This is a genomic window from Bacteroides sp. AR29, from assembly GCF_900217715.1.
GTDB lineage: Bacteria > Bacteroidota > Bacteroidia > Bacteroidales > Bacteroidaceae > Bacteroides > Bacteroides uniformis.
Map to the genome: position 1 here is coordinate 221,688 of NZ_OBMS01000005.1, position 19,075 is coordinate 240,762.

General features: G+C 46.9%; 8 protein-coding genes and 1 pseudogene. 3 read left to right on the forward strand and 6 right to left on the reverse strand.

The annotated features are described in order from the left end of the window. Positions 1-10 precede the first annotated feature (10 nt). Positions 11-2,386 (reverse strand): alpha-xylosidase, encoded by a 2,376-nt coding sequence (locus CSD97_RS05005; protein ID WP_057098009.1) that lies wholly within the window; start codon positions 2,384-2,386, stop codon positions 11-13. Positions 2,387-2,646: 260 nt separating this feature from the next. On the opposite strand from CSD97_RS05005, the gene CSD97_RS05010 reads away from it, so the two are divergent. Further along, positions 2,647-6,567, forward strand: coding sequence for a two-component regulator propeller domain-containing protein (locus CSD97_RS05010; RefSeq protein ID WP_098032025.1), 3,921 nt, complete (start codon positions 2,647-2,649; stop codon positions 6,565-6,567). 5 nt (positions 6,568-6,572) lie between these two features. Here the strand turns inward: CSD97_RS05010 and CSD97_RS05015 are convergent, their stop codons facing one another. The 3 genes from CSD97_RS05015 to CSD97_RS05025 are packed head-to-tail and all read right to left on the reverse strand — an operon-like array spanning position 6,573 to position 11,495. Continuing rightward, a complete protein-coding gene (locus CSD97_RS05015) occupies positions 6,573-8,303 on the reverse strand; it encodes a glycoside hydrolase family 9 protein (protein ID WP_098032026.1) in 1,731 nt (576 codons plus the stop codon). Positions 8,304-8,343: 40 nt separating this feature from the next. Next, positions 8,344-10,218, reverse strand: a complete 1,875-nt coding sequence (locus tag CSD97_RS05020) for a hypothetical protein (RefSeq protein ID WP_229031923.1) — start codon at positions 10,216-10,218, stop codon at positions 8,344-8,346. Between the two features lie 23 nt (positions 10,219-10,241). Continuing rightward, positions 10,242-11,495: an AGE family epimerase/isomerase gene (locus CSD97_RS05025; RefSeq protein ID WP_008662425.1), complete on the reverse strand. Its 1,254-nt coding sequence runs from the start codon at positions 11,493-11,495 to the stop codon at positions 10,242-10,244. A 339-nt stretch (positions 11,496-11,834) separates the two neighbouring features. Here CSD97_RS05025 and CSD97_RS05030 point away from each other — a divergent pair, with 339 nt between their 5' ends. Further along, positions 11,835-14,369: a glycoside hydrolase family 9 protein gene (locus CSD97_RS05030; RefSeq protein ID WP_098032027.1), complete on the forward strand. Its 2,535-nt coding sequence runs from the start codon at positions 11,835-11,837 to the stop codon at positions 14,367-14,369. Positions 14,370-14,511: 142 nt separating this feature from the next. Here the strand turns inward: CSD97_RS05030 and CSD97_RS05035 are convergent, their stop codons facing one another. Next, positions 14,512-15,933, reverse strand: coding sequence for a sialate O-acetylesterase (locus CSD97_RS05035; protein ID WP_005831010.1), 1,422 nt, complete (start codon positions 15,931-15,933; stop codon positions 14,512-14,514). 193 nt (positions 15,934-16,126) lie between these two features. On the opposite strand from CSD97_RS05035, the gene CSD97_RS05040 reads away from it, so the two are divergent. Then, on the forward strand, positions 16,127-17,254 hold the full coding sequence (locus CSD97_RS05040; RefSeq protein ID WP_022400582.1) for an ATP-binding protein: 1,128 nt from the start codon (positions 16,127-16,129) through the stop codon (positions 17,252-17,254). A 791-nt stretch (positions 17,255-18,045) separates the two neighbouring features. On the opposite strand, the pseudogene CSD97_RS05045 reads toward CSD97_RS05040, so the two are convergent. After that, positions 18,046-18,987: pseudogene (locus tag CSD97_RS05045) on the reverse strand (ATP-binding protein); the annotation flags it as partial. Between the last annotated feature and the right edge of the window lie 88 nt (positions 18,988-19,075).

Sequence of the window (19,075 nt, forward strand, 5' to 3'; positions counted from 1 at the left end):
AAGATTAAGTTCAGAAACTCAGGGAAGTGCCTTCAACCTGATTCAGCAACTGCGGTTTCGCCTTTGCGCAATCCACTTTCACTACCTGAATGCGGTTGTCTGTAGGCAGGCATATCAAGCCCTCCGCCTGTTTCTTATCGGCACTATACACTTTCAGGCTCATCTTGCTCCAATCCATCTCAGAGGTGGACTGCGCCAACTTCAGATGAGGAAGCACCGAACCGTCGCGCACCAGCATGATTATCGGCAGGCTGCCTGCTTCAATCCTGTGCCATCCGCCTTCATACACTTTCTCCGTCTGATAGTCTATCCACTTTCCTTCGGGAAGGTAAACGGTGCGGCCGGTTATACCGGATTCGAGCAAGGGGGCAACCAGAATCTGCGAACCGAAGAGATATTCATCGTCCACCTTCCATGCTCCAGGGTCATCAGGGAATTCCACGAACAAAGCTCTCAACATCGGCAAGCCTTTTTCAGTACATTCCTTGGCTTGGGCATAAACATAAGGCATCAGCCGATATTTCATCTCTGCACTTTTGCGGAAAACATCCTGTACACGCTTGCTGTCGTACAACCACGGCTCTGTCGGAGGTGCACCGTGTGCACGAGTATGAGAAGTCAGAAAACCGAACGGCAACCAACGGCAATACAAATCTTCGGGAGTAGACTTTACAAATCCACCCATATCATGGCTCCAGAAAGAGAAACCTGACAAACCGAAGGACAAACCGGCACGGAGTGTACCCAGCATACCCGTATTCGTCGTAGCAGCATCACCGCCCCAATGCAACGGATAGCGTTGTGAACCGGCCCACGCAGCACGGGCCCACATAATATTTTCATTATGAAGCTTCTTGGTTATCTCGGATACTGCCATGTCGTAGCGCACCGGATAGAGATTGTGCTCATACCAACCACTTTTGCCCGAAGCATAAATACCGTTCAGCGGAGCCGCTTCGCCAAAGTCAACCTTGATGGCACTCACACCGATATTCAGCAGTCCGGCTAACTTGTCCTGATACCACTTTACAGTCTCCGGATTGGAGAAATCGAGCACCACATCCTCATAAGGAAGTTCCCCATTACCATTCTTTACATACATGTCCTTCTTTATCAGTTCAGGGAAATAACGGTTCTTGGGAGTAAAATAGGGCAACTGCCACAAGCAAACATGGAACCCTTGCGACTTCAGGTCCTTCAGCATCTGCTGGGGATTCTGGAAACGGTTTTCAGAAAACTTATAATCGCATTGCCAGTCTACATCAAACCAACCAGTATCAAAATGAATAACATCGCACGGATACTTATTCTTGCGGATATTAGCAGCCACATCATAACCTTCTTTTTCACTGAAATAAGTGATACGGCTCATCCATGTACCAAAAGACCACAATGGAGGCATACCCGGTTTTCCTACCAAATCAGTGTACTCATCCAAGATGTCTTTCGGCTCACCGAAGAATACGAACAAATCCAAGTTTTCGTCGCCCATAAACATTTTGTTCAGCCCGATATAAGTAGCACCGAAATCACAAGTGACAGGTGCGGAAGTATGCATGAACATACCATATCCCCGATTGCTCATAAAGAAAGGAATGGGCTTGTACATCTGGTCTGTTTCCGGACCTTGTGGGTCTGTAACAAACAGATTTACTTTCTGCCCCACTTTGTTCAACCCTGTAGCAGACTCGCCACAGCCAAAAATCATCTCATCTGCAGTCAGAGTAAACACGGGATTGATACGACGAGCATTGTCGCTTCCCCTTTTAATGAAACTGAAAGGGGTATACTTCACTTGCGTAGAATCAGCATCACGCAAAGTAACGGTTTGACTTAATATACGTCCTGTCTTATCTTTCAATACAACCCTCCAAGGATTCTTGTTTATTTGTACAGTTCCATAATTACCGGCATAGACAATGGTATTTTCCGTTTCGGTTACCTTCCAACTTTCATCTTTACCCGGTTCCTTCGCCAGCATAATGGATGTACTTACCTTAGGTTCCACTGGAGTAGTAAGCATACGAATACGTACTGTACGCGGAGTTACAAAGTCAATCTTAAATTTTAAGTTCGGGTCATTCTCATAAGCAGTAAAAGGAAAATCGAGCATTCTCATTTTACGGGGTTGCGCACCGTTGGTATTGAAAGCCTGACGTGGCATCAGATGCCCCCGTTTCCAGTTCACCAGTCCTTCACCCGACTTAACGTCGAATGATTCCAGATGATCTGCAAAAAACAAGGTATTACTCAAATCACGAAAATCAGTACTCATATCCAAAGGTTGGTTCATCAGATACGAAGTACCGTCATTGACATGTGGCTGTGCCAACAGATTGCCACCGGCAAACAACAGCATTGCCACTGCTAAAAGTTCTTTCTTCATACTATTAGGATTTAAATGATCTCACTGACAAAGGTATCTTGCATAAAGGAAAAACAGATGTGTGAAAAATGTCTTTTAATGCCCGTTTTTGTTGCATAGAGCACATATAGAGCACCTGGAAACAAAATGCATACTCTTTTTCACCAAATGAGGTATATCATCGTACATGAATACACAAATCTTCCCTTGCCCATCCGGATGATTATATTTAAGTTTGCAGATACAATATCGTTAATCTCCCTAAATATTACAGAAAACACATGAAGCATCTGTTTTTATTCTTAATATGCCAGCTATCCTTTGCCTTTACAGCTTGGGGAAATCCGGCAGAGATTCCACCGGCTGTTATGTTTAAACAGCTTTCCACCACAGAAGGACTGTCCAACAACAGCGTCAGGAGCATTTTCAGAGATAGCAGGGGATTTCTGTGGATAGGGACGGAATCGGGACTCAACAAATATGACGGCTACTCGTTCCGGCAGTATCACCGGGATAACTCCGAACTGCCCGACGATGCCATCATCAACATCTTCGAAGGACCGGAAATGAATGTATGGATAAGGACATCCAACGGTTACAGTATCTACGACTACAAGACCGGAAAGTTCGACAATGACTACAAAACCACACTCGAAAAATTAAAGATTCCCAGCAAAAACATTCTCAGAATAGGGAAAACACCCAAAAATGAATTCTGGGCCTACGATCATTCCAAAATCTATATACTGAACATAGACAACAATTCCCTCAAAGCATATCCACTGTCTATCGAGAAAATTTCCAATATATCGATAGGAGTGCAATATATCTACGTCATGTACTCCAACGGCGTACTATACAGCATCAACAAGCAAACCTCCGAAACCAGGGAAATCACCATCCCGGCCATTTACAAACCACTACTGGAAGACCATGAACCGCACGTCTATACAGACCAAAGTGAAAGCATATGGATATATACATACCAAAACAGCCTGCTACTGTACAAAAGCAACCTTACACAACAATGGGAAGACATCTGCCTGAACAGTTGCAATGATATTCAGTACAACCGCGTACAACGTATCCTCGATTTGGGCGACGGGAATGTATGGATTCTCACCAGCCACATGGGGCTGGTCATCTACAACACCTTGAATAAATCGCTTACCAACCTGCTGCACAACCCCCTGAAACCACATACCATCGCCAGCAACAACCTGAATACCATTTACCGGGATAAGGACGGAATCATATATATAGGTAACTTCAAACACGGCATCTCCTATTATAGTCCGATGTCCCAAATCATCCTCTGCAACAAATCACTGGAATATGACGACATCTTGACTTTCTGCAAGGACACCGACCCGGGATTTATCTACTACGGAACAGACGGCACGGGCCTGATACGCCAATCACTGATAACCGATGCATACGAGAAGATACCCACTCCCGCCAATATCGTAGTCGATTTATCCATTGACTCCAAGAGCCGTCTGTGGATCGGCACGTTCCAGAAAGGGTTGCTCTGCTATTTGAAAGGGCAAATCAGACAATACACAACCAGCAACAGCCAACTGCTCGAAGACAATGTATATACGATAAAAGTAGACAAACACGGATACGTCTGGATAGGTACGATGAGAGGATATATACAAAGGCTGCATCCTGAAACCGGAGTATTCGACACCATCTTGTATCGTCCGGGAGAGTTCTTTGTACGGGATATGTACTATGACAATGACCGGCATCTGTATGTAGCAAGCAAAGGCGGGCTTATCATCATCGACACCGAAACCCAAGCCTACAACATCTACTCCGAAACCACCCGTTTCAAGGAAACCGACATGCTCACCGTCTACAAGGACAGCCGTGACCTGCTTTGGATAGGCCATCCGCATGGACTTAGCGTCTGGAACCAGAAGAACGACTCCGTCTATTTCATTGACCAGAAGAACGGACTTGCCGCCAACCTCGTCAGAGCCATTACGGAAGACAACAACCATCAGATGTGGATTGGTACCGGCAACGGTATTTCACGCATACAGATGACAAACGGAGTGTATTCCATCGTGAACTATTCCGTAAGCGACGGGCTGATTTGCAATGACACCAACGTACATGCCATTCTGAAACTGGAGAATGGAAACATACTGATAGGCACTCCCAAAGGATACCAGACCATTATCCCCCAAGAAATTCTTTCAACAAACTACGATGCCCGCATCTACCTGACCGGAATCGAGCTTAAATCCGGAACAGCCCACTCTGACATCTTGGGAGGAAGCTCGCTTGAATGTGCACAAAGACTGTCGCTCACCGAAAAGGAAAATTCATTTACTCTATCCTTCTCAGCTCTCGACCTGATAGAAACAGACAAGATAAAATATGCCTACAAAATCGACCAAAGCCATGCCAACTGGATTTATGCTGAAAACAACAAGATAAATCTATCCATGCTGCCTGCCGGAAACTATACCTTGTCCGTAAAGGCATGCAATTCACAAGGCGTATGGAGCCCCCATATCAAAGAGCTGAAAATAAAGATACTTCCTCCCTGGTGGCGTACCTGGTGGGCCTATACCATTTATACCGGCATTGTTCTGTGCATCATCCTACTAATTATCCGCAACCTGCGTTCACGGCACAAACAGAAACAAATCATGCAGGCCATTGAAGTAGAAAATGAAAAGCAACAGAAAATCAACAACATGAAGCTACAGTTCTTTGCCAACATAAGCCATGAACTGCGTACCCCCCTATCGCTAATCATCAACCCGCTTGAGGAATTCTTTGTGGACCACCCCGAATACCGAAAGGGGATTCTGGATATGGTGAAGCAAAACGCCGACTATCTGCTGGAACTCATCAACCAATTGCTGGACTTCAGAAAGCTCGACGCCAAAGCCGAGACACTGAAATGCAAGCACGACAATATTCTCATCATCCTGAGCGAGATATTTCATTCCTTCGACCCGATAGCACAGAAACGGAACATCGGCTACAGCTTTACCAGTCCGCAGCATTCCGTATTCATGGATTTCGACTATGACAAGATACGCAAGATATGTACCAACATTCTGTCGAACGCATTCAAGTTCACTCCCAATAAAGGAAGCATCTCACTGGACATTGCCATAAAGGGAAAAAATCTGGAACTGACCTTTACCGATACCGGTTGCGGCATAGAGGATGAATCCAAGGAAAAAATATTCCAAAGATTCTATCAGTCGGGAAAAAACCAATCGAGCAACGGAGGCAGCGGCATCGGCCTACACATTGTTTCCGAATATGTAAAAATGCACCAAGGCACTGTCTGCGTCAAGGATAACCAGCCTTGCGGTTCCGTATTCCTGATTACACTCCCTCTGCACCAGAACAGTAATGAAACCGGAAACGGAGAGCTGGTCGAAGCATCGGAAACAAAAGAAGAAACCCATCCGTTCACTATCCTGCTTGTAGATGACAACTACGACTTTCTTAAATTTCTCTCTGAAAGTCTTGCCAGAAAATATCACGTATTGAAAGCCACTAATGGGAAACAAGCACTGAATGTTTTGGAAAAGGAGGATATAGATTTAGTGGTCAGTGACATCATGATGCCCGAAATGGATGGTCTGGAACTATGTTCAACCATCAAGAACGATATACGCTATTCACATATCCCCATCATCCTGCTGACAGCCAAAGCAAGCGAGGAGCACCAATTGGAAGGACTCAACGTCGGTGCAGACGACTACATCACCAAGCCTTTCAATATGGAAGTCCTCAAACTGCGTATCAACAAGATTATCGAGATGAACGTCAAACGGCAGGAAATATTCAATCAGGAAATTAAAATCGAGCCAAGCCGTATCACCATCACTCCTCTTGACCGACAGCTGGTGGAAAAAGCCATCCAGATTGTAGAGGACAATATCAGCGAAACCGAGTTTTCCGTCGAAGAGCTTGCCAGCAGCCTGAATATATCACGCAGCTATTTCTACAAGAAAATGATTAAGATAACGGGAAAGAAACCCATCGAGTTCATCAGAACCATCCGCATGAAACGGGCACAGCAACTCCTGACAGAAAGCCAAATGCAAGTTTCGGAAATTGCATATACCTTGGGGTATAACTCCCCCAAGGTATTCTCCAAGCATTTTAAAGATGAATTCAACATCAGCCCGTCCGAATTTATAAGGCAGCAAGCTGAATAGGAACATCATTTTGACATCAAAGCATCCAACGAAGACACCAATGCCACCAAAGCGGCACTCCAATTAATGGCTATCTCATTGGAAGCATACGAACCTTCCACATCTGCATAAGACTCATCCGGCAGGTTGGAAGCATAAGCAACGCCATCCTGCTGCCCAGGATTGGGACCGCCAACCAGGAAACCGGGAAGAGGTGCCTCTATATCATCCGATGCAGAGAGACGATGGTGCGGATACAGAGGACTCTTCATCCCGAAACCGGTGACATAACAATATCCCGTGGCATTCTTTCCTAAAATGTAGTCCATATTGCGGTAGGCGTTCGTCAAGTACGACTTCTCGCCTGTAAGCAAATAGGCGCAAACCAGTGAAGTGGCTTGGTTAGCACACCCTTCGGCAAGGCATCCCCAAAAGAAATCTTTGGCATCGTTGCCGTAAGGAGCGTGGAAAGGAGAGCGGTCAGCACCCCGCACAGCCTCGGCAGCATAGTCCAGTAGCAGGTCTTTCATGGCATTTGCCAACTCCACGTCTTCACCCTGATATTCCCTGCCCGGTTGCAGCCAGGCAAACACGCCCAACGCAGTGGTATTGCCCCAAGAAGGAGTCTTATATGCAGTGGGCAGATGCTTCTTCACTTGTTCCCGGTAAACGGGCTTTCCCGTAGCAAGATAGAGCTCGGAAGCCGCCCAGAAGAATTCGTCATCGGCACTACGATCACCGTAAGCTCCCGTAACCACGGCAGGTTGATATTGCTTGTTGAGGAGGTCCTGATGATAGAGCGCTTGCGGATGCGCTTCTGCCCAGGCGTAAGCACGTTCGGCAGCCTGCAAAGCCACTTCCGAAAAGCCAGGATAATCCTCTTCGTAAGGAGCAAACAACACGGAAGCTTGCGCTAAAGCCGCAGCATAGTCCAATGCCGCCGTTACTGATTTCTGAACTACATAACGGGGCTGCTTACACTCCGTAGGCTTGATAAATCCCTCGAACGAAGGGGTAGTCAGCTTGTGGTAGACTCCTCCGTCGGCAGGGTCTTGCATGGTCAGCATCCATTTCAGGTTATAGTACATCTCGTCCAGCAAATCGGGCGTGTGGTTTCCGCTTTCCGGGATGTTCACCCGTTGACGGATAAAATAGTCAGGAAAGCGGGCATAAATCGCCTGCATCAATCCGATGGAATAAGCGGAGTTCACAATGTACTTGTTATAATCTCCGGCATCATACCATCCTCCCGGAGAAGAAATCACCGCTCCCGCCTTACGTTCCGGCCCGGCAGCATTGGGATGTACCAGCACCTTGTCATCTGGATGGCCTGCCGGACGGCTCCACCGACCCGCATAAGTCGCTTCGATGGGCATACCCGTACGTTGGTAATAGAAAGATTTCAAAGCGGCATCGGCCAAAGGGGACAGCACCTTTTCCTTTACTTCGAATGCCACTGAATCGCCGTTAACCAACAGAAGATATCTTCCCGGTACCGTGATGTCACTGAAATCCAATATTGTCCTGCTCCTATCCGACCAAGCGGATGAAGCGGTATATCCGGGTTTGCCGGAAAGTAGCCGATTGCCCGTGGCTGCATCTACTATGGTAAATTCACGTACCTCACCGGCATTCACCACAGCTACTTTTTCCTGCTGGGGATAATACCCTAACTGATTCAAACGTACAGTTTCTGAAGGATGCCCTAAAGTGGCCATTCCTCCCAGAACTGTAAACAGACATGTAGTTATATTCATATCACTATTCTTTATATATTAATATTATTCCATTTCAAAATTATTTATCCGACAATAAGGTAATGAAACTGATAGCCGGCAAGTGTACCCGTACCAGTCCATTCTCCACCTTCACTGCAGTTTCCTTCATGCAGTCCTTTGTATTGGTCACATAGACTTTCAGTTCCTTCACTTCTGCAGGGATACCGGAGATGACAGCCTCGCAATCCGCCCCATTATTGACCATATGGACGGCATATTCTCCGCGCACCATATTTCCGAAAGCCGCACAGTTTACATTTTTCTTGCTGCTACTGACTGGAATAGCCAAGGCATCGGCCGGAGTGGAGGCCAGCTGCTTAATGTTCCAGAAACGTTGTGTAGGACGCAAAGGACCTTTGGAGCCATAAATGCCGTCTCCCCACAACAACGAATAGTCTGAAGTGAGCTGCCACTGCAAGATGGACAATGGTTGGCAAATCGCACAAATACGTGTATACAGATTGATTTCATAAAGTGCAAACGTCGACTCATTGAATATCTCGGCATAACCATGAGCAGCGGCATCCGTACTACCCTCACCAACCAAGAGTAGTACATTAATCTCTTTGGCAGCACCCGCCCACTTCCTTAACGTAACATCATCACAACCACGCCATGAATGGAAAGAAACTGCACCAATATACTTATGAGTCTCAGGATTGTTCAAAGCAGGAAGGATAAAATCGAAAGTAGTGGCATCCGAATTGTCGCCAAGCAGCATGCGGGTAGGAAGATTCAACCCTGCCAGATAAGCACCGAACTCCTTAATGAAATCTGCATGCTCCTGCGGAGTGTGGAGGACATCAATACCCAAATCCGATTCATTGAACGAGAACATGGAGAACTCAATACCATAATACCGTTTGGCATACAACAGATAATCTGCCATGGATTTATAAATCTTCTCCTTTTTCCGGTTATCCAGACGATAAGCAATGACACCACCTTGACGGGCATAACTTGCAGGACCTCCGTCAATGGCCCATGCAGGCGGAAACCAACAGCTTAGTATTACCGGCATTCCCATCGCCTTCAAGCGCTTTGCCATGAGGAGACTTTCCTCCACCCGCTTGTTCAGTCCCCCATTCTGTGCCACGGCAATAGGATCGGATTCTTCTTCGGGTTGCCACAATCTCCACGGAAATTCCACACGGCCATAAGCTACGCGCAAGTTTTCCAGACAGTAATCTATCACTTTAGGGTCGGCAGCAGGATTCTGCAGGCGGAAATTCCCTCCAAAGCCTGCAAACAAACTTCCCGGATTCTGCATATCCAATGTAATTTCCGCGTCACTGTGATCTATCACTCCGGAAGCATGCAGTTCCATAGACAATGCTGTTCTCCCAGCCTTTTTCAGAATCGGCATTAGCGAGATATACACAACAGTACCGGTAGACTCTTTTTCAACCGTGGCCTTTACAGACTTATTGAACTTGAATTCCAACTTCCTATTGGCCGAAGTAACGGTCAGCTTCCTGCCACTTACCCTTACTTTGGCATCAATGTAGTTTTCCGGACTTAAAGCAATACAGTAATAGGCTGCCTGGTTCAAAGTAGTGTCCGACAGCGCATCAATAGAAATCTCCACCAAGCCTTTTCCCTTATCGGTCACTTTCTGATGGAACTTTACACCTCGCAGAGTAGCCGTCACTTCCTGCATATTCCCCTCACGATGGAAAACGGGACGGACCTGCTTCTCCTTTCCGGTAATCTCCATATCTCCTTTCAAGGTTCCGACACGCAGGGATGACTCAAAGTCTATCAATTCACCGTCTACGCGGACACCCGTGATATTGCTCCATGCCATCACTTCCGTCTGGGCAGAAAGCGGCAGAGATAATATACCACACAGCAATACAACTATTCCAAACTGGAAAATTCGTAAATTCTTCATAATATCAAATCTATAAAAGGTTGTCATTTCAGTCTGGTATCAATCTCAAACCCCATACGGCTGTTATGATAAGGACAATTCCACATACTTGCTTTAGGCTCCTTGTAGCGGGGAGTTCCATCTTCCAGCACCGTTCTGAACCATTCACCATACTCCTTGTCTATCATCCGTGATTTGATGAAGTTCCAGGTGCGGACGGCACTGTCCAGATAAGATTGTTCACCAGTCAGTTGCCAGGCATTGATACAGCCGACCACAGTTTCCGCTTGGCACCACCAGGAAGCGTCCTTCCTGATTTTGTCCTTATGTCGTTCATACATCATAGCTCCCATCGGGTTGATGCCCTCCTTCAAGGAAGCATCTGCAAGTTCCAATGCTACCTTCCTGCACCTCCCGATAACCTCCGGGTCACCCAGAGCCTCTGCAGCTTCCGTCAGCAGCCAAGAAGTTTCGATATCATGCCCGTAAGAGTCGATGTCATCCAGATTATTCCAATTTAAATCACAGTATGATATCAAGTGATGTGTTTGTGGGTTGTACAGCCTGGTTGTTATTAAGTCTATTACTTTTGCAAGGCGCTTGCAAAGGCTGTTATCCTTCCATACTTTATATAAAGCCGTGTATGCCTCTAATACATGGATATGTGTATTCATTGTTTTGGCAGCAATGCCATCTCCATCATACCCCAGCTTTTGGGGAGTTCCCCATTCGCGGGTAAAGGATTCTATATAGCCATCATTTACGGGATCTTTGACTTTGCTCTCCATTATCCGATAAAGCTCTATGGCTTTTTGCAGGCTTTCATTGTTGCCCGTTGCCCTGAAATGTTCGGACAACCCATAGATAGCATAAGAGCAGCCGTAAGTCTGCTTGTTCGTATCCAATGGGGTACCGTCCGCTTTTATCAGCCAATATACGCCTCCATACTGCGAATCAATGAAGTGATCTATGAAATACCGTTGCGCCCTGTCAGCCAATTTACGGTAGGCAGTATCGCCATACATCCGGTAGGCGGTTGAAAAAGTCCAAAGGATGCGGGCATTCAGTACACCACCTTTGGGAGCATCCGCTATCGGGGCACCGTCACGTCCCAATGAACCATAAAAGCCTCCGGAAGAATCTACGCTGTATCTTTCCCAAAAAGAGAGGATATTCTCTTTCAAGTCCGAGGTTATTTCATCTTTTAAAACCTTGTCTACGTGTGACTGTGCTTGCAGGAAAGGTGTAACCAGCAACCATACTGTAATCAGCAAAAAAACGGAAAACATACGTTTCATAATATAGCGATTTAAGGAGTTAGCCATAGTTACATTGCAAATGTACAAAAAAACAAATGGACACTACTCATTGCCATCCTTTTTCAAGGGATACAATTGGTTCCGATAAAGGCTATTTTTGGGTACTGAGTCCTTGTTTTACCAGACATCAGCTTCTATTGGCTCAAACGTGGGTATCCGGCAGCTCAAGCGCCATTGTCTGACAAATATAACAATGAATATCATAAAAATAGAGGAAAAAGACACATTTCATAACGTTATTGGCTACAAACAAAAGCCATCCGTTTCCTTTTTAGTCCGTATATTAGTAGAAAATTTTGTAACTCAAAAATAGATACTATGAGAAAGAAACATTTCCTATTTGCATCAGTCTTGGCACTGCTTTGCGGCAGCAGTGCGCTGCATGCGCAAGACTTCAAGCTGACATCCTCCGGTTATTTCAAGAATCAGGGAGTCGACATCATGGCTTTTGATGATATCTATCCCGAAGGACACCAAGGAGGGGTATGTATCATCATGAACGGACACCGTGTGGCGACGAATGGAGATATCCGTCTGGAAGCCACACCCGGACAATGGCAGCCCGTACCGAAACAGCTCGACCGGAAGCTCGGTGACAACAGCATCACCGCCACGCTGTGCTATCCCGACTCCTCACGCCATCTCACCGGATTCAACCCGATGATTTACCCGGACCTCCACCTTATATATACGGTAAACGTGGAAAGCAAAGGTAAAAACATAGAGGTGACCGTAGACCTTGACCGCCCCATTCCCCAGGAATTCATCGGAAAAGTGGGCTTCAACCTTGAATTCTTCCCGGGTTCCCTCTTCGGCAAGCCCTGGATTATGGACGGTCAGAGCGGCATCTTCCCGCAACAACCCAACTCTCCCCTAATGACAACCCAACCCAACTATCTGCATACGGGAAATTATCATGACGGCAAGCAATCGCTGGCAGACATGGACAAACTGATAGGAAAAGGTTACAGCCCGATTGTGGCCGACGACATCATCAGCGAACCTTATGCCAAAGGCCGTAAGTTTACCTCCCGCCCCGACGACCCTTACAACAAAGTAACCATCGAATCATTGAGTGGTGACCTACAACTGTTTGACGGGCGTATGAACCACAATAACGGCTGGTTCGTACTGCGCAGCAACATAAAACCGGGTGTCACCAAAGGGGCCGTCAAATGGATTATCACTCCGAACGTAGTGGCCGACTGGATGTATCAGCCGGTTATCCAGACTTCACAGATAGGTTATCATCCCGCCCAGGACAAGGAAGCCGTCATCGAAATGGATATACGTGACAATAGAAAGGAAACGGCACAAATCATCCGCATTGACGCAGACGGCGAGAAAGTGGTCAAGAACGTCACTCCTGCCAATTGGGGCAAGTTCCTGAGATACAACTATCTGAAGGTGGACTTCACGGATGTGAAGGAACCGGGACTCTACAAGATTAAATACGATACCTCCGTATCCCCTATCTTCCGCATCGACAATGACGTATATGCCCGCGGCGTATGGCAGCCCGTACTGGAATACTTCCTTCCCGTACAGATGTGCCACATGCGCGTCAACGAAAAATACCGCGTATGGCACGACTGCTGCCACATGGACGATGCCCAGATGGCACCGGCACACAATCATATCGACGGCTACGACCAGAAAGAGGGCCTGTCCAAGTTCAAACCGGGTGAAGTGGTTCCCGGAGTGAACATAGGCGGCTGGCACGATGCCGGAGACTTTGACCTCCGCATCGAATCCCAAGCCGGAGAATCCTATATCCTGGCACTGGCCTACGAAGCTTTCCACCCGAATCTCGACGTGACTTCCATCGACCAGATAAACCGTGTGACGGAAATCCACCAGCCCGACGGTAAGAATGACTTGCTGCAACAAGTAGAGAACGGCGCCCTTACGGTAGTCAACGGCTACCTGGCACTGGGACGTCTCTACCGGGGAATCATCTGCAACGACCTTCGCCAATACGTACTTCTGGGTGATGCCGCCGCCATGACCGACGGGAAAATCGGTAATGAAGACGACCGCTGGATATTTACGGAGGATAACCCCGGACGGGAACTGTCGACAGCTGCCCAGCTGGCTGCCGTATCACGTGTATTGAAAGGTTTCAATGATACATTGAGTGTGCATTGCCTCGACATTGCTCGCAAAGTATATGCTTCTACCGGAAGCGGCAACAACAGAGCCTTGTTCCCCAAAGTGCAGGCAGCCGTAGAGCTGTACCTCACCACCGGCGAACAACCCTATATGGACTTCATTCTGGACAACCAGGAGCTCATCATCAAGCAGATAGGCCGCATCGGCTGGTACACGGCACGTGTGGAAAAACTGTTCGCACAGATGAAGAACAAGAAAGCCAAAGCCTTTTCAGCAGCTTTCCGCAAAGCTTTGACCGGATATGAACAAGAACTGAACAAACAAGTGCAGGAGACTCCCTATGGCGTTCCCTACCGTCCGAACATCTGGGGTGCAGGCTGGGATATACAGCGTTTCGGCTTCCAGCACTACTTCCTGACAACCGCCTATCCGGAAATATTCCCGAAAGCACCGGTATTCAATGCCCTCAACTTCATTCTCGGATGCCACCCGGGCTCCAACCAGGCTTCCTTCGCCTCGGGTGTCGGCGCACAATCAGCCACTGTAGGCTACGGACTGAACCGCGCAGACTGGTCGTACATTCCCGGTGGAGTCATTTCCGGTACGGCGCTTATCCGTCCCGACTTCCCGGAACTCCTGACGTTCCCGTTCCTCTGGCAACAGACTGAGTATGTGTTGGGAGGAGGTTCGTCCCACTATATGTTCCTGGTACTTGCAGCAGAACAGTTGCTGAAACAATAAAAGACAGAGGGGGAACAAAACCCTCTGGATATTTTCTTTTAGGCGCGGATTACACGGATTTAGTTTACTGCATCCGTGGATTCCGCGTAACCCGCGCCCAATATTATAGTATAATGAAAGTGTTTATATACTTTTCACTCTTTCACCAATTATCCGTACGGAACGGAATGGTAGGCAGTTCATTCCCACCGATCATCGTACCAATCTGGAAATCATGGAAACAATAGCGCACGCTGACGGGATGGGATACCTTTTCTGAAGAGATTACCACTTCATTCGTCTGCCAGTGCAGCCATACTTTGTCGGCAGGATGGAACACACGGTCCTCACCCGCCACTTCGAAACCGCGAAGGTCATAGTTGCGACAGATACCCATTTCCAAATGGTCGAAGGAAACCCATGCTTCACTGCCTTTAGCAGTCCATGACTTATATTGTGGGCCGAAACAGTGTATCTGCTTCAATCCATAGGTAAGGTTCAATGCCAGATAGCTCAAGCGTTGACCTACCTTTGTCTTGTTGCGGGGATGGATATTGTACATCTCATAAGGCTCTACAAGGTCGTTTGTCGAAATCATACCACTGTTCGGAATCAGGCTTTGGGCACGGAATTGCGCTTCACGTAGGTAAGCAGCTTTCTCTTGCTGGGTACCTCCATAGGCGTACGGCGCTATTTCGGCAAAGTAGAAAGGCAATTCGCCCAGCCCCCATTCCTTGCGCCACAGCTGCACCATGTCGGCCAAGCGTTCGGCATATGTTTCATGGCGACCTACGTTCGACTCTCCCTGATACCAGATGAACCCTTTGATGGTATAGTTCTGAAGCGGCTTCAGCATGGCATTGTACATCAGCATGGGGCGGAGCATGGGATGCAGGCGTTCGATGGAATCGGGGTTGAGAGATATGTCTGGATAGTTTTCCAGCAGTTCACGGCTTATCCAACCTTCTACAGTGGATCCACCGTAAGCGCTACAGATGATGCCGACCGGAATCCGGAGGGCACGGCTCAACGAAGTGGCAAAATAGTAGGCCGTCGCACTGAAATCGGGTGCGGTTTCTATGGAAGATATGTTCCAGCTACCTTTGCAGTCGGTTTGCAGTTCATAAGTCTGGTGCTTGGGAACGGTGAACATACGCACCCCCTTATTCTCGGCAGAAACTATGATGTCATCCGCTCCGTTCATGATGCAACAGCCAGCAAAACCTTTCAGGGGCATTTCCATATTGCTCTGGCCGGAAGCAAGCCATACTTCACCGATTAGGATATTCTTCAACGTAGTTTTTTCTCCGTCATCAAAAGTTATCTCATAAGGCGTGTATCCTGCTGCCGGAGTCTCCACGGCAAGCGTCCAACCGCCATCCTTATCGGCACGGCAAGTCATTGTCTGTCCGTTCCACGAAGGCGTAACGCGTACTTCGGCTTCCGGAGCAGCCGTTCCCCACAGTTTCACTTCAGTCTGCTGCTGGAGTATCATGTTGTCGCCCACCAGTGCAGGCAGTTTTACTTTGGCGCCCAACGAGGCGGCACCGCATAATAGAATCAATGCAAGAACCTTACTTTTCATAGTATATTTGTATTTAACATTATATTCGGAATCAATAACGCGAGCAAAAATAAGGCTTTTTTGCTCACGTTCTCCGTTTCATGTGCAAAAAGTGGGTGTTTTTGCACATGTGCTCAAACAAAATTATACATTGATGTATTATACATTGATGTATAATTTGTATATTTGTCATTAAATCAAGAACAGAAAGTTTATGAAATCACCTTTTCAATACGGCACACTGGTTGATAAAGAAAGTTTCGTCAATCGGGTAGAAGAACGAAAGCAACTGAAAGAATTACTTGGATCGGGCATCAACGTAATGCTTATTTCACCGCGCCGATGGGGAAAATCGTCGCTTGTAAAAGTAGCTATGGACGAACTGACACAAGAAGACAAGCATATCCGTGTCTGCTTCATTGATGCATTCAGCATCAAGACGGAAGCTGAATTCTACCGCATCTTTGCGCGAGAAGTCATTTCTTGCGCCGCCTCCACCCTTGAAAAGAGGCTTGAAGATGTGAAACAGTTTCTTAAAGCCGTTTCTCCCAGTATCACATTGAAGAGCGACCCAACCGATACCCTCTCCTTTGACCTGAAATTGGAACTGGAAGAAAAAAGTGTCATGGAGATACTGGAACTACCCGAAAAGATAGCAGCTGCCAAAGGCATACACCTGATTGTCTGCATCGACGAGTTCCAACAACTGGCACTACTACCCGGCTACAAAAGTATGGAGGGAAAAATGCGCTCTGCCTGGCAGAAGCAGCAACAAGTCTCCTATTGCTTTTACGGAAGCAAGCGGCATATGATGATGGACATCTTCAACAATTCTTCTAACCCCTTCTACCGCTTCGGACAAGTACTGTTCCTGCAAAAGATAAAGAAAGAGGAATGGGTGCCCTTCATCGTCAATGCCTTCCACCGGACGAACAAAGAAATCAGCGAACAGCAAGCAGAACAACTGTGCGACATCGTGAAATGCCATTCGTGGTATTTGCAACAGTTGTGCTATTTCATCTGGAGCGGTACGTCTGAAAAAGTGACAGATGAGATTATCGAAATCCGTACCCGCCAACTGATAGACACCAACATGCCTATGTTCATGAACGACACCGAGAACCTGACTGCTGCCCAAACTGCCATGCTTCGTGCTGTAGCCGACGGTGAATACCGCTTCAACTCCATCCCCGTAGTGCGGAAATATGAATTGGGCAGTGCACAGACCATCACACGCAACAAGCGTATGCTGACAGAACGTGATTTCATTGAGAAAGAGGGGAACAAGTATGTTTTCTCCGATCCGATATTCGAGCTTTGGTTCAGGAGGGAGTATTGCTGAATATAAAAAAAGAACGTGGAACTGCGTGCTATCCATCGTCTTTGAAGGCCCTGAGAAAACCCCACTATACAAATGAACAGACAGCAGACCCACGCCGAAACCAGCGCAGGAGCAGTCCATGCCATTCTTGTATAGTTTCGAAAATTTCTCAGGTTCTCAAAGACAAGAATGAAGCACAACGCTTCTTACAATATCATTTCACAAAACATTGAAGCTAAGGACACTTCCTTGCTTCGATGGCAAATTTAACGATAAAGAATGAAAACAAGAAAAAGATTGGAAAGTATTTTTAAGGCTGATACCTACAGAAGATAAATATGATTTTGTCATTCTGACACTTTGTATTTTCTATCGCACGAGAATCCCGTATTTCGGACCGATTATCCACACAGAAAGAAATACGAGAGCGAAAATCCATAAGTGTCAGGTTATAAGCATTATACCAAAACGAACGTCCTTCTAATAAATCGAAATCACACCTCCGAAAGCCCTGATACACCGAAAATGCAAAAGCAAAAGAACGTTTTACTAAAACAGAGTAACCGTTTTACTAAAACGCAACTCCCATTTTAGTAAAACGGTATACTCTTTTTAGCTTAAAAGTGTAGCCAATTTCTGTATAAAAGTCCCACAAAAGCGGAAGAATATGCAAAAAGAACGCATCTTTATGAGCTGAATATCCACAATATATCCTAAATCCGTTCTTCTATAAAACCAAGTGCGGCAGGAAAACCGGGAAAAACATTACTTTTTGTCAAGGTTATAGGGATATTTCCGTCTTTCAGCACCTTTTACAACAACCCATGCAGTTCCCACGCCCGCACATGCCTTATTCCTTCATGAGACGGCAGGCAGAAGTCGTCAAGCGAGACAACCAGCTTCTCATAATTATCTTGTATCGACTCCAGCGAAGCATACTCACGGCGCACCGCCTGTTCATATACCAGCATGTAGGTGGATTGCAGATATATCGTACGGTCGCCTTTCCGGGCGATGAAGTCCACCTCTTTTTCTTTGGCACATCCGGTATAGACATCATAGCCTGCCCTGAGCAACTCCAGATAGACAAGATTCTCCAGTTTATAACCCACCCCATAGGCCGTTCCGGGATAGAGAAAATTCTTAAAGACAAGGTCGTTGATGTAATATTTCGCCGTACCGGACAGTATTTCCTTTCCGCGCAAGTCGAAGCGTTCACAACGATACGCCAAGAACGAGTCTTCGATATAGCCTATGTAAGCAGCCACGGCATCATAGCCCGTCTTCCGGCCTTGGCTCTTGAAATAGTTCACGATGTTGCCGATGGACACTAAATTAGAGGCATTGCCTACAAGAAACGCAAAAAGGTCTTCAAGCAGTCGGGGGTCACGTATGCTGTAGCGTTGGCTGATGTCCTTCAGCAAGATGGTGTCCTTCAAGGCAGACAAGTAATTGCGCTGCACCTCCTGCTTTTCGGGCAAGACAAAAAGTTCCGGGATTCCGCCCGTATTCATATAGCTCTCGCGGTTCTGTTCCAGATGCCTTATCTCTGCATACTCCTGATAGCTGAAGGGATATACCGGGAATTGGACGTATCGCCCGGAAAGCAGCGTGGCAAGCTCACCGGACAGCATCCGTGAGCTGGAGCCACTGATAAAGAGCTCGTACTCCTCGGTATAGTCCTGCGAATAAGAATTGACCGACTTTTCCCATTCTTCGATGAGCTGCACTTCGTCGATGAAAATATAAATCTCCTCTTGTCCAGAGATTGTACTTCCTAAGTATATCCATTCTTTCGTTCATAACCTAAAAAGTTTGCGAAAAAGGCTAGATTTTCGGTTA

Coding starts and splice junctions, on each gene's coding strand:
- CSD97_RS05005 (WP_057098009.1), bottom strand. CDS start 2,386: ATGAAGAAAGAACTTTTAGCAGTGGCAATGCTGTTGTTTGCCGGTGGC.
- CSD97_RS05010 (WP_098032025.1), top strand. CDS start 2,647: ATGAAGCATCTGTTTTTATTCTTAATATGCCAGCTATCCTTTGCCTTT.
- CSD97_RS05015 (WP_098032026.1), bottom strand. CDS start 8,303: ATGAATATAACTACATGTCTGTTTACAGTTCTGGGAGGAATGGCCACT.
- CSD97_RS05020 (WP_229031923.1), bottom strand. CDS start 10,218: ATGAAGAATTTACGAATTTTCCAGTTTGGAATAGTTGTATTGCTGTGT.
- CSD97_RS05025 (WP_008662425.1), bottom strand. CDS start 11,495: ATGAAACGTATGTTTTCCGTTTTTTTGCTGATTACAGTATGGTTGCTG.
- CSD97_RS05030 (WP_098032027.1), top strand. CDS start 11,835: ATGAGAAAGAAACATTTCCTATTTGCATCAGTCTTGGCACTGCTTTGC.
- CSD97_RS05035 (WP_005831010.1), bottom strand. CDS start 15,933: ATGAAAAGTAAGGTTCTTGCATTGATTCTATTATGCGGTGCCGCCTCG.
- CSD97_RS05040 (WP_022400582.1), top strand. CDS start 16,127: ATGAAATCACCTTTTCAATACGGCACACTGGTTGATAAAGAAAGTTTC.